This window comes from Limnoglobus roseus (assembly GCF_008254045.1).
GTDB classification, from domain to species: Bacteria; Planctomycetota; Planctomycetia; order Gemmatales; family Gemmataceae; genus Limnoglobus; species Limnoglobus roseus.
Window position 1 is genome coordinate 513,593 of record NZ_CP042425.1, and the last position, 12,178, is coordinate 525,770.

The following is a 12,178-nucleotide window of genomic DNA, read 5'->3' on the forward strand; positions in this document are numbered from 1 at the left end:
ATCAGATCGGATTTGGATTTGGTTTTATCCGCGTTTATCCGCGCCGGAGTCCGCGTCATCCGCGTTCCGTTTTCTCTTCATGAGAGCATACCGCAGGAACGACCCCAGGCCGGCAAACTTGAACGATGGATCGGCGTACTTCTCGACCACGTAGAACGTGAAGTAGTACGCCCGGCAGAAGGCCCAAATGGCGACGGCCATCAGCACGGCGAGCTTCACGTCCGGGAACAGCAATAGTGCCAGTGTGACGGCGAACAGGCCGAGGAAAATGAACAGGGCGAACTTGATCCAGAGCAATCGCAGACTGGTGATGTCGCCGAGCATGGTTGTCCTCCGGGTTCGTTTTCCGCATTTTCTCCACCGCGAACCTCTCTTCTCCGTATACTGTCGTTACTGTTGCCTTTAGCCGGGGAATCGTGCGCGTGTTGCGTCGAGCCGGTCACAGGCTTACGCACTACCTCGCGATTCCGGTGTTTACCACCGGCGGGAAGGCTTTTTTAATGTCTGATGAGATGACCGCGATCCCGGCAACTGGGTTCGCCGCCTTGGGCCTCGATGCACGTCTGTTGTCGGCTCTCGAAACCCTGAACTACAAACAACCTTCACCGATCCAAGAACAGGCGATCCCGCACGTCCGCGACGGCAAAGACCTCGTCGGTCAGGCGGGAACCGGCACGGGCAAGACGGCGGCGTTCGCGCTGCCGGTGCTGCACCGCCTCGCCGAAGCGAAGGCGGCCAAGCAAGACGCCGCCGCGCTCGTCCTCGTGCCGACGCGGGAACTCGCGATCCAGGTCGCCGAGGCGTTCCGCAAGTACGGCAAGTCGATCGGCCTGCAAGCCATCGCCATCTACGGCGGCGAAGGTTACGGCGAACAAATTCGCGCCCTGAAGCGGGGCGTCGATGTCGTCGTCGCCACGCCGGGGCGGTTGGCCGACCACATGCGGAAGGGCACGTTCCCGCACCGGACCATCTCCGCCGTCATCCTCGACGAAGCGGATGAAATGTTCGACATGGGCTTCGCCGACGAGATCGAAACGATCCTCGCCAGCCTGCCGCCGGAACGCCAAACGCTCTTGTTCTCGGCGACGATGCCGCCGCGCATCGCCCGCATCACCGAGAAGTTCCTCCGCAACCCGGTCCGCATCACCGTGGCGAAGGCGAAGACGGCCGACGGCGAGAAGCCGAAGGTGCGGCAGACGGCGTGCGTCGTGCCCCGCGGCTTCAAGCCGGCCACGCTCGCCCGCATCCTCGGCATGGAGAACCCGACCTCCGCGATCGTCTTCTGCAAGACCCGCGGCGAGACTGAAGACCTGACCCGGCAGCTCATCGAGCGCGGCTATCAAGCGGCCGCCCTGCACGGTGGCATGGAGCAACTCCAGCGCGACCGCGTGATGAAGCTGTTCCGCGACGAAACGCTGTCGATCCTGGTGGCGACCGACGTGGCCGCGCGGGGGCTGGACATCAGCCACCTGTCGCACGTCGTCAACTACCACCTGCCGGAGTCGCCGGAGGTGTACGTCCACCGCAGCGGTCGCGTTGGCCGGGCCGGGCGGGAAGGCGTCGTCCTCACCCTGATCGACGCCCGCGAACAGCACGCGCTGAAGGCGATCGAACGCCTCACGACGCAGCCGATTCAGCTCGCGAAAGTGCCGACCGTCGCCCAGTTGAAGGCCCGCCAACTCGAGCGGACGATGGAGCGGATCGTCGAAACCATCGAGGCCGGCGACGCGGACGAGTTCAAGCCGATGCTGGAGAAACTCTCGAAGGGCCACGACGCCACCGCCATCGTCCTCGCCGCCCTTCACCTGGCCCACCACCAAGGCCGGCCGGTGGAAGAAGAGCAGGAAATTCCCGACGTGGCGATCCGGCAACTGTTGCCGCCGTCGCGGCCGATGGGCCGACCCGGGCAGTTCAACGACGGCCCGCCGCCGAACAACCGCCGCCCGCAGCGGCACGGCATGGCCCGGCTGTTCTTCAGCCTCGGCCGCGACGCCGGGGTGACGCCGCGAGACCTGGTCGGGGCCATCGCCAACGAGGCCGGCCTGAGCAGCCGTGACATCGGGGCCATCGAGATCGGCGAACGCTACTCGCTGGTGGACGTGGTCGAAGAAGCCTCCGACTACGTGATCGAGACGCTGAACGACAGCCGCATCAAGGGCCGCAAGGTCGGCGTCCGCCGCGACCGCGACCCGGTCGGCGCCCGGCGGTAGTGCTCCAGATTTTTTTGGAACCCAGAGCGGCAGCGACGGGGTGTGGGAGAATGTCCCACACCCCGTCGCTGCCGCTCTGGGTTCCAAAGGCAGGCCGGTCGCGATACACTCACATCACCTCCGAGGGCCACCCGATGCGACCGTTCGGCATCTCCATTTTCTGCCTCCTCGCCGTTCTCCTTCCCCTCGCGGCCGACGATCCGAAAGCAAAGCCGCGGTACGAAACCCGGGCCGACCACGACCCCGACGGCATCGGCAAGTTCTACCTCAACCGCGAGATCGCCCACGTCATGGGCCATCAGGCGGCCGGTTGGCTGGACCGCCCGGAGCGCGAGAAGGAAGAAGACCCGGCGAAGTTGCTGAAGGCGTTGGACATCAAGCCCGGCATGGTGATCGCCGACATCGGGGCCGGCAGCGGCTTCCACACACTCCGCATGGCCCCGCTGGTCGGCGAGAAGGGCAAAGTGCTCGCGGTCGACATTCAGAAGGAGATGATCGACCTCGTCGAGAAACGGGCGAAGGAGAAGAAGCTCGCCAACGTCGAGACGGTCCTGAGCACCGAGACCGACCCGAAACTGCCGGCCGGCACGGTCGATCTCATCATCCTCGTGGACGTGTATCACGAGTTCTCACACCCTTACGAGATGACCGAGAAGATGATCGCCGCCCTCAAGCCCGGCGGCCGGATCGCGTTCGTGGAGTTCCGTCTGGAAGACCCGAAGGTGCCGATCAAGCTGGTCCACAAGATGACGGAACGCCAAGTGACGCTGGAGATGGAACAATTCCCCGAGATGAGCCACCAGAAGACGGACAAGAGCCTGCCGTGGCAGCACATCATCCTGTTCGAGAAGAAGGCGAAGAAGTAACGCTCTGAAACCCCGGCGCTGCCGTCGGGGTATCCCCTCCGCAACTCACATCGGAGGCCCTTCCATGCGATTCTCACTCCTCGCGGTCGTCCTCACGTTTGCCCTCCCGGTTGCCGCGGCCGACCCGCCGCTTGCGGAGAAGTACCTGCACAGCGGGCAACTCGCCGTCGGTGAGCAAGCAATCGAGCGAGAGTTGAAGGCCCACCCGTCGGACGATCAACTCCGCTTCGGCCTCGGCCTGATCCAACTCGTCCGCGGCGTCGAACGACTCGGCCAATCGCTCTACGAGTACGGGGCGAAGTCCGATTCCTCGTCCCTGCCCTTCCTACGTTTGCCGGTGCCGAAGAACCCGCAGCCGAACGCGATCACGTACCAGAAGTTCCGCACGCTGATCGACGACTTCCGCCGCGACCTCGAAAAGACCGAAGCGACGCTGGCGAATATCACCGATGACCGTGTGAAGTTGCCCCTGCGGCTGGCGCCGATCAAGCTCGATCTCGACGGCGACGGCCGGCCGACGCATCGGTTCCTCGACCTGATGCGGTCGGCGTGGGGGGCGTCGCCCGAGTTCCTGAAGAAGAATCCAGAATTCCGCGTCGGCTTCGACCGCGGTGACGTGGCCTGGCTGCGGTCGTACTGTCACCTGACGATGGGAGCCGCGGACTTGATCTTGGCGGTCGATTTCGAGGCCGACTTCTACGCGGACCGCCACGGCGTGTTCCCGAACGTCAAACCTCGACCGGCGGGCGGAAGTAAGCCGATCCTGGAAAACCTCACCATCCGCTTCGCCGAACCGGCCCGCCTCGCCCACCTCCGTGGGCACTGGCTGCAAGTGGCGAAGTTGAACCGCGAGGCGTGGCGGTTCATCCGCTCCGAGACCGACGACGACGACGAGTGGCTGCCGAACCCCAAGCAGAAGAGTGTCATCGGCCTGCCCGTCCGCGACGAGATGATCGATCGCTGGCTGGCATTCCTGGCCGAGTTGGAGGGCGTGCTCGAAGGGAAGAAACTCATTCAGATCTCGCCGTACCTGAATACGGACGGCAAAGACCTGGACCTCAAGGCTGTGCTCGACGACCCGCCGGCGGCGATCAACTTCCACAAGATCATCGGCCTGGGAATCGACGCGAAGTATTTGCGAAAGGGCGAGTGCGCGGACACGAACGTCCTCTTGGGGGCGGCGCAGATTTTCGACGCGCCGCTGAGCGGGATGTACATGATCTACTTCAACTGACGGGGGCAGCCCGATGCCGGTGACGATTGGCACGAGCGGCCGCGCGGTCACCCCGCTGCGGCCGACCGGCTTTGTCGAAGTCGAGGGCGAGCGGTTCGAGGCGAAACTGGCCCCCGGCATGGTAGTGTCAGTCGAGGCTGGCGGGATCGTGGTCGTGATCGGAGTTGATCGATTCGGGCTGCTGGTCCGTGCGGTCGGGGAAGTGCCCCGGCCGGAATCGCTCACGGGGTTCGGGACGTCCCTAACTTCTCACGCGATACCGAACGCCGAAGACGCGGAAAAACGGTGGAAGCAAGAGCGGTGGGAGAACCGCGTTCAAATCGCGTTCATCATCATCCTGGCCGCCATCTTTCCGATCGTCGGGGGATTCGCCTACGGCCTTGAAGGCCTTCTGCTCGGGTTCATCCTCGACTTGGGCGCCATCCCGTTCTTGTACTTCTTCGGCGGCTTATTACCTTGATTGATGACAGGCCAACGCTCCTACAATCTCCTCCATGTCACCCGAAGAACTACTGCTCGTCGCCCTCATCTTCGTCGTCGCGGCCCTGTACTCGTCCGTCGGCCATGCCGGGGCGTCGGGCTACCTCGCGGTGATGACCTTCTTCAACTTGCAACAGTCGGTGGCCAAGCCGACGGCACTGACGCTGAACATCTTCGTCGCATCGATCACCGTCTTTCAGTTCGCGCGGGCCGGGCACTTCTCGTGGCGAATTCTCTGGCCGTTCCTCGTCGGGTCGATGCCGTTCGCGTTCTTCGGCGGGGCGGTCAAACTGCCGGACTACGGCTATCGCTTGGTGGTTGCTTTGGTGCTGTTGGTGGCGGCCGTGCGGCTGATGATCCGCGGCACCCCGGTCAAGGGGGACACGAAGCCGCCCGCGATCCCGGTGGCCATCGTCACCGGGGCGGGGGTCGGGTTGTTGGCCGGGTTGACCGGCACGGGCGGCGGCGTGTTCTTGACGCCGTTGCTCTTGTTCTTCCGATGGGCCGATACGAAGGCGGCGGCTGGCGTCTCCGCGGCGTTTATCTTGGGGAACTCGCTGACCGGGCTGGCGGGCAATTACTCGAACGGCAACGGACTGCCGGAGGTCAACCCGGTCTGGGTGGCCGTTGCCGGTGTCGGCGGGCTGATCGGCAGTTACTTCGGCGCGCGGAAGTTCGAGACAGGAGTGCTGCGGAAGTTGCTCGGCGTGGCGTTGCTGGTGGCCGTTGTCAAACTGATCCAACAGACGATGGAATCGTTCGGCAAATGATGGTGTCCGTTTGGCTCTCAGCCGCGGAGCGGCGACAGTTGTTAGCCAGGGGCGCAAGCCCCTGGATGTCGTCAAAAATGATTTCAGCCCCGGAGGGGCGGCAGAATCTGCCGCCCCTCCGGGGCTTGCGTGTATGACTGTCTTACCAGGGGCTTACGCCCCTGGCTAACAACTGTCGCCGCTCCGGGGCTGAAGACGAGATCCGGTGTGCGTCGCGCGATCAGAAACTCTCGTCGCTCAGGACGCTCTCGAAGTCGGCGACGCCGAGACGCATCGCTAGTTGTTCGAATTGCTCGGCGTAATTCTCGTTCGTGTAGTGCAGGTGCTCGGCTTCGCTAATCATCGGTAAAATCTGCCGACGGCGGACGCCCATCGACTTCAGCACCCGTTGAAACGGTTTCAAGTTCGGCGCGTAAATGGTGAACAGCTTGTGCTCGTCGAACTGCACTTCCATCGGCCCCTTCGAGCTGAGGACCGCGACGCCGGTGCAACCGTCGTTGAGCAGCAGGTCTTCGAAGTCGTAGAAGTGGCTCGCTAACACCGGCGCGTCGATGTGGTTACGGCGGTAGTCTTGGTGGTCGCCGCCCCGCTGGTTGTGGCTGCTTTCCAGAACGACGTGCACAGTCTCGCCGAGCGGTTCGATCAGTTCCAGGAACACGTCGAACAGTTGCTCGGCAGACACGGCCGCGAACAGCATCGGCAGCCGAACGCTCGACTCGCGATCGCGGAAGACCTCGACGCGGTAGCCTTGGCGGGGCCGCACGGGAACTTCGAGCGACGGCCGCACGGCATCGGTGAGGGTGAAGTCGCCGTAGGTCTTGACCCGCAGGTGGCGGGAGAGCAAATCGGAATTCACAGGCGTTACCTCTCGACTCGGAAACCCTGGGCCGGGCGGGAGAGGACTGACACTGGTGCGTTGTCGAGGAGGCCGATCACGTGCAGAACTCGTCGAATCCTACCCGCTGTTTCCGTCCCAGGGTGGTTCCAGGCGAAGAATTCTAGGTCACAGAATCCCCGACCGCGGGAAAATTCGCGGGGAAAGCTGGTAGGATGGATTTTGCCGAAAATCGGCGTCCGACCGATCAACGGGACCGCCCGATTAAGCTTGCAAATACGGGACCGCGCCGACCGACCGGGCCACTAACGCCTGAAGCCCCGTAAGCGTTACGCCCGATAATGACGGACGGATTCATCCGGGAGACGTTCACCGTGCGAAACTGGGTAGCCTTCGCGTGTTTGATTTCGTTCGCGGCAATCACGTCCGCGGAAGACCCCGGTGGCAACATCGTCATCCGGCCGAAGGGCACGTCCCCAACTCCCCCGCCGCCCGAAGTCACGCCGTCGCCGGAGAAGCCCGGCTTTATCGTGATCCGCCCGAACGGCTCCGGGATCAAGCCGGAACGCCTCATCGCGGACGACCCGAAGCCGAAACCGAAAACCGAGAAGGTAACGCCGCGGCCCTACGGCGAGCCGATTCCGATTTCGAACCCGAAGCCGGTGGACGACCCGAAGCCCGAACCGAAGGGCGACCCCGCAAAGGGCAAGTTGCTTCTCGAAACGTGGGACGCTGCATACCTGAAGGGCTACAAGGTCGGCTACTTTCACACACTCGTCCGCGAGCGCGAGGCCAACGGCAAGACCTACCTGTACGCCACGCGCGAGCACCGCATGACGCTCAAACGCTTCGGCCAGATGACGGAGCAATCGACGGAAGACGCCACGCTGGAAACGCCGGAAGGACAAGTGCTGACGACGCGGATGGAACTGGCCCTCGGGCCACAACAGAAGCTCATTCTCACGGGCAGGATCACGGACGGCATCCTGAAGACGCAAGCCGAAGGGGTCGTGAGCAAGGCCGAGGAAGTCGCGTGGCCCGACGGCGCGCTCGGCATTGCGAAGGAAGCGACGCTCTACAAAGACAAGAAGCCGAAGGCGGGCGACACCTTCGATTACCTGATGTACGAAGGCCGGCTGAACCGCGTGATGAAGGTCACCGTTGACGTGAAGGCCCTGGAGACGATCGCGCTCGTCCACGGCCAGAAGCCGACGCCGATGCTGCGACTGACGACGACGCTGCACCCACTGAAAGACAAGGACGGCAAAGTCGTCTTCCGCGTGCCGCCGGCGACGGTGTGGGTGGACGCCGAGACGTTCGAGCCGATGCGCACGGATCAAGACATGCCCAGCCTCGGCGGCCGACTCATCATCGTCCGCACCACGAAAGAGGCGGCCCTGAAGACCCCGACGACCGTGCCCGACTTGTTCGACGTGCAGTCGATCCGGTTGGACAAGGACGTGCCGAACATCCACGAGAAGGCCGGGGTGGTCTACCGCATCCGCACTGAGGAAGAACCCGAACCGGAAACGATGATCCCTCAGGACGCCCGGCAGACGGTGAAGAACTTCGACCCGAAGACGAAGGTATTCGACCTGCACGTGACGGCCGTGCGCGAGCCGCGGCCGATGCCGGCTGGCGCGGCCAAGCCCGCGGGCGAAGAGTACCTCGGCAGCAGTTTCTTCGTGGACTGGCAGGATGCGAACGTGAAGCGGCACGCCGCCGCGGCCGTGGCCGGCCTACCCGCCGGCGCGAGCGAATGGCAGAAGGCGAAGGCCATCGAAAGATGGGTCCACAACAACATGAAGGCCGTCGAGTTCAGTCAGGCAATGGCGACGGCTGGCCAGGTGGCGAAGACGCTATCCGGCGACTGCACCGAATACGCAATGCTGTCGGCCGCGATGTGCCGGGCGAACGGCATCCCCAGTCGCACGGCCCTCGGCCTCGTTTACGCTCCCGCTCAAGGCGGCAAACCGTTCCTGGCGTACCACATGTGGTTCGAAGTGTACGTCGCTGGCGACTGGGTTGCCCTCGACGCAACGCTCGGCAAAGGCTCAGTGGGACCGGGTCACATCAAGATCACCGACGCCCACTGGCACGGCGAGCGCACCTTCGCCCCGCTGCTGCCCGTGCTGCGCGTACTGATGTCTTCGCCGAAGGTGGACGTGGTGAGCGTGTCAGAGCGATGAGTGCCAGACGTCTCGCGGGTTCGCCCGCTCGAACCCGCATTGTTCGAACAGAATTGGTGGAACGGGTTCTGCACTGAGGGCATTCGATCGCCGGTTAGACAGACCACGGCGAATGCCTGAGCAGTGGGCAATTTGCTGTTCCTTCGCCAATACTTTCCGCATCCGGTCTGATCTTTTCCGCGAGGAGAGTCCGAAAGACGACACACCTGGGGAAAATGTCTTCCTCATTTTGTTCTCATCGAATTGCCTGAAGATTCAGTCTTCCGGCGTTTCCCGCAACTATGATGTTCGTCTCGATGTCGGCAATTCGTACACGATCATTCCCGCGTCAGCTTAAATAGCCACTTCTGTTCTGAAGATTCACAGCTTGTGGCCTTTCAATTGCAATAGACGGCACCATTGCCCATCCCTCTCGAACCCCGCACCGGTTTTCGGTGGTGCGTCGTATGCCGTTCCGTCTGCTGAAGGATTTTGACGTATGGACACTGTCACGTACCCCCGCACCGATGCGGGGGAAACTTGCGAATTGGATCGGAGCCTTGAAGCGGTCGTAGTCCATCATCGAATCGCGGGAGATCATCGCTCCCTTCCCACGCACCTCAATGCATCCTCGCGGGAAACGGTTCACGACACCGGATCGGACGTTGTGATTGCCAAGACAACGCCGGTCCCGCCCCGCACACCATCGCGCGGAAACTACTTCGCGTGGTGTTCCCGGATGGCCCGGCGAACCGTGGCGGTCGCCCTCTTGCTACTCGCGGTCTGGTTCTGGGCGCTGCCGTTCTTCTTCCCGGTTTCGAGCCGGGCGGTGGTCAACGCTCAGGTCGTTCAAATCCGAGCCCCGATCAACGGCGAAGTTGCGGCCCTCGCGGTGGGCGTCGGCGACCGGATCGCCCTGGGAGATCAAGTCTTACGAGTCGCCGGTCGGGACGTAGACGGCGGGCCGCTGGCGGTGGCCCGCGCCCGGCACAGCGACCTCGTCGCCCGGCACGGCCGGTTGGCGAGCGAACTGGAAACAACGGTCACGGCCCACGCGGTGTGTGAAGCGGACCTCGGGCGGTACAAGAACGCGCTCGTGGAGATTCTCGGCCAGACGTGCCGCGAGGGGCGGGTGAAAGTCGAGATGGCGGAACTGGAGCACCAGGTCGCCGAGCGGCGGGCCGGCCGGATGAGCAGTCTGGCGAGTAACCAAGCGGTCGGGGTGTTCGAACACGACGACACCCGCGACGCGGCCAAGGTCTCGAAGTCGCGGATCGAGCAAGAGAAGGTACTCTTGGAGCGCGTCGAGAAAGAGTTGCACGCCGTTCAGAAGGGCGTGTTCGTCAACCGCGAAACGCCGTTCTATCAGGTCCAAGAACACGAGCTGTCGGCCAAGATCACCCGCATCAAGGGCGACCTTGCCGAGACCACGGAACTAATCGCCGCGGCCGAGCGGGGCATTCGGACCGAAGAAGACCGGATGAACCGCCTGGCGAGCACCGCCGTTCCCGCCCCGGTTTCCGGCGTCGTGTGGAAGCGGCCGGGAACGCTCCATCAGGTCGTGGAGCGGAACGAAACCGTCCTGAACGTCGCCGACGAGAAGACGGTGTTCGTGGAGGCCCTTCTGCACCAACGCCACCTGTCGTCGGTTGGCCCCGGCTGCCGGGCGACGATCTGCCTGACCGGCGGCGAAACCCTCACCGGCCGGGTTCACGCGGTTCGCACCCCGGACCCCACCGAGGCGGAACGCGCCTACGCGGTCGCGCTCACCGACGGCGACGTGCGGCAGGTGAAAGTAATCATCGAACTCGAAGGCGCGTCACCGGACGTTGCCCTCGTCGGCCGGCACGCCCGCGTACTGATTACCGGGGCCGAGCCGAGCAAGGTCGAACAGGGCGTCGAGTGGTTGTTCTCGCGGCTGAGGTTCTAACCCGATGCCCGGTGACTCCCTCGTCCTCGCCCTGGCGCTCGCCGCCGGGCTGGTGTTATTGGCCACCGACACGCCAACGCGGAACCCCTGGTTCCGGTTGGCGGCGGTTCTCTTCCTTCACGCGCTGACCATCGCCTACGTCGGGTGGCGGTGGTCGGACACCCTGCCGGCGTTCGCCGGTACGCCGACCGCCCTCTGGGTCTGGGCGTTCTTCGCCGCCGAAGCCGTGGCCATTGTGTACGAGGTCTGGAGCGTTTCCGTCCTCATCCGCGTGACCAACCACACGCCCGAAGCGAACCGGTACGAAGCGGCCCTGCGCGCCACCCCGGACTTGCCGATGGTGGACGTGTTCGTGCCCACGTACAGTGAGAACGCCGAGATCCTCGAACGCACCATCCGGGCGGCCCTCGCCCTGGACTACCCGCGGGACCGGCTCAAGATTTGGCTGCTCGACGACGGTAAGCGGCCGTGGCTGAAGGAACTGTGTGACAAGTACGGCGTGGGGTGCGTGGTCCGCCCGACGAACGAACACGGCAAGGCCGGCAACCTGAACTACGCCCTGCCGCGGACGGCCGGCGAGTACCTACTAGTGATCGACGCGGACTTCGAACTCGATCCGCGATTCTTGCTGAGGGCACTGGGCTTCCTGCTGTTCCGCATCGGCATCGGCCTCGTGCAAACGCCGCAGCACTTCCGCAACCCCGACCCGGTGCAGTACAACCTGTTCGGCGGCCGTGCGTGGACGGAAGAACAGTTCTTCTTCATGACGATGGCCCAGTCGGCCCGCGACTCCTACGGCAACGCCTTCTGCGTCGGCAGCGGGTGGGTCGTGCCCCGCGCCCGACTGACCGAGTTGGGCGGGTTCCCGCAGTCGTCGATTTGCGAAGACCTGGAGATCACCTACGCGCTCAAGGCCCGGGGCTGGCGGACGCTGTTCTTGAACGAACCGCTGGCCATCGGGTTGGCCCCGGAGAGCGTGCCCGAGTACATCAAGCAGCGGGCGCGGTGGTGTTCGGGCACAATCCAGCACGCCTACATCAAGACCGGCCCGTTCCGCGGCCGCGGCCTATCCTGGCTCGACCGCCTCTTCTACCTCGAACCGATTCTCTACTGGTTCACGTTCCCGTTCACGGTGCTGATGCTGTTCGCCCCGGCGGTCTTTTGGCTGACCGGCGTGTCGGCGATTCCGGGGGCCGGCGACGGCTTGTACGCGATCCTCTTGCCGCGGTTCGTCGCCGCGTGGGTCGTGATGTACTGGCTCTCGGAGGGCCGTGTGATTCCGCCGATCTCGGCCGTCCAGCGGTCCCTGGGCGCGTTCCACTTCACGGCCGCCCTCGCGAAAGCCGTGGTCCAGCCGTTCGGCCGCCCGTTCCAGGTGACGGCGAAGGGACAAGCCCGCGACCGCGTCGTCATCCAGTGGGCCATCCTCCGACCGTTCGCGGTGCTGGCCGGGCTGACACTCTTCGGAATGGCCCTGAACCTGACGGGGTGGTACGAGGTGGTCACGATCAACTCGCTGACCGCCGTCGACGTGGCGTGGAGCGTGTACGCGCTGACGCTGTTGGCCCTGTGCGTGTTCGTCTGCGTCGAACGGCCGAAGGCCGGGTCGGCCGACGCCCCGGAGGTCCGTAAGGGCAGCGTCGTCGGCACGGCGACGGCCCTCGCCCGGCGGGTGTTCGGCTAAT

General features: G+C 64.2%; 10 protein-coding genes. 8 read left to right on the top strand and 2 right to left on the bottom strand.

The genetic code is table 11. The features are described from left to right. Positions 1–24: 24 nt before the first annotated feature. Positions 25–324 (bottom strand): hypothetical protein, encoded by a 300-nt coding sequence (locus tag PX52LOC_RS02085; protein ID WP_149108525.1) that lies wholly within the window; start codon positions 322–324, stop codon positions 25–27. A 176-nt stretch (positions 325–500) separates the two neighbouring features. Between PX52LOC_RS02085 and PX52LOC_RS02090 the strand changes: the two genes are divergently transcribed. From PX52LOC_RS02090 to PX52LOC_RS02110, 5 genes are all read left to right on the top strand, one after another. After that, the gene (locus PX52LOC_RS02090) at positions 501–2,210 is read left to right on the top strand and encodes a DEAD/DEAH box helicase (RefSeq protein WP_149108526.1); all 1,710 of its coding nucleotides are present in this window, start codon (positions 501–503) and stop codon (positions 2,208–2,210) included. Between the two features lie 134 nt (positions 2,211–2,344). Beyond that, positions 2,345–3,076 (top strand): class I SAM-dependent methyltransferase, encoded by a 732-nt coding sequence (locus PX52LOC_RS02095; protein WP_149108527.1) that lies wholly within the window; start codon positions 2,345–2,347, stop codon positions 3,074–3,076. A 64-nt stretch (positions 3,077–3,140) separates the two neighbouring features. Beyond that, positions 3,141–4,310, top strand: a complete 1,170-nt coding sequence (locus tag PX52LOC_RS02100; RefSeq protein ID WP_149108528.1) for a hypothetical protein — start codon at positions 3,141–3,143, stop codon at positions 4,308–4,310. Between the two features lie 13 nt (positions 4,311–4,323). Continuing rightward, positions 4,324–4,770 (top strand): NfeD family protein, encoded by a 447-nt coding sequence (locus tag PX52LOC_RS02105; protein ID WP_149108529.1) that lies wholly within the window; start codon positions 4,324–4,326, stop codon positions 4,768–4,770. 34 nt (positions 4,771–4,804) lie between these two features. Further along, positions 4,805–5,560 carry a sulfite exporter TauE/SafE family protein gene (locus tag PX52LOC_RS02110; protein WP_149108530.1) on the top strand — a complete coding sequence of 252 codons (756 nt, stop codon included), beginning with the start codon at positions 4,805–4,807 and terminating at the stop codon, positions 5,558–5,560. 220 nt (positions 5,561–5,780) lie between these two features. Here PX52LOC_RS02110 and PX52LOC_RS02115 read toward each other — a convergent pair whose 3' ends face one another. Next, the gene (locus tag PX52LOC_RS02115) at positions 5,781–6,416 is read right to left on the bottom strand and encodes a hypothetical protein (RefSeq protein WP_246173634.1); all 636 of its coding nucleotides are present in this window, start codon (positions 6,414–6,416) and stop codon (positions 5,781–5,783) included. Between the two features lie 353 nt (positions 6,417–6,769). On the opposite strand from PX52LOC_RS02115, the gene PX52LOC_RS02120 reads away from it, so the two are divergent. The 3 genes from PX52LOC_RS02120 to PX52LOC_RS02130 all read left to right on the top strand — a co-directional run bounded on the left by PX52LOC_RS02120 (position 6,770) and on the right by PX52LOC_RS02130 (position 12,177). Continuing rightward, positions 6,770–8,584, top strand: coding sequence for a transglutaminase domain-containing protein (locus tag PX52LOC_RS02120; RefSeq protein WP_168218761.1), 1,815 nt, complete (start codon positions 6,770–6,772; stop codon positions 8,582–8,584). Between the two features lie 718 nt (positions 8,585–9,302). Continuing rightward, the gene (locus PX52LOC_RS02125) at positions 9,303–10,493 is read left to right on the top strand and encodes an HlyD family secretion protein (RefSeq protein ID WP_168218762.1); all 1,191 of its coding nucleotides are present in this window, start codon (positions 9,303–9,305) and stop codon (positions 10,491–10,493) included. Positions 10,494–10,497: 4 nt separating this feature from the next. Further along, positions 10,498–12,177 (top strand): glycosyltransferase family 2 protein, encoded by a 1,680-nt coding sequence (locus PX52LOC_RS02130; protein WP_149108533.1) that lies wholly within the window; start codon positions 10,498–10,500, stop codon positions 12,175–12,177. The last annotated feature ends 1 nt before the right edge of the window (position 12,178 follow it).

What these genes read in the sequence shown, in the direction of transcription:
- PX52LOC_RS02090 (WP_149108526.1), top strand. Translation starts at nt 501, where the DNA reads ATGTCTGATGAGATGACCGCGATCCCGGCAACTGGGTTCGCCGCCTTG.
- PX52LOC_RS02100 (WP_149108528.1), top strand. Translation starts at nt 3,141, where the DNA reads ATGCGATTCTCACTCCTCGCGGTCGTCCTCACGTTTGCCCTCCCGGTT.
- PX52LOC_RS02125 (WP_168218762.1), top strand. Translation starts at nt 9,303, where the DNA reads ATGGCCCGGCGAACCGTGGCGGTCGCCCTCTTGCTACTCGCGGTCTGG.
- PX52LOC_RS02085 (WP_149108525.1), bottom strand. Translation starts at nt 324, where the DNA reads ATGCTCGGCGACATCACCAGTCTGCGATTGCTCTGGATCAAGTTCGCC.
- PX52LOC_RS02095 (WP_149108527.1), top strand. Translation starts at nt 2,345, where the DNA reads ATGCGACCGTTCGGCATCTCCATTTTCTGCCTCCTCGCCGTTCTCCTT.
- PX52LOC_RS02105 (WP_149108529.1), top strand. Translation starts at nt 4,324, where the DNA reads ATGCCGGTGACGATTGGCACGAGCGGCCGCGCGGTCACCCCGCTGCGG.
- PX52LOC_RS02130 (WP_149108533.1), top strand. Translation starts at nt 10,498, where the DNA reads ATGCCCGGTGACTCCCTCGTCCTCGCCCTGGCGCTCGCCGCCGGGCTG.
- PX52LOC_RS02110 (WP_149108530.1), top strand. Translation starts at nt 4,805, where the DNA reads ATGTCACCCGAAGAACTACTGCTCGTCGCCCTCATCTTCGTCGTCGCG.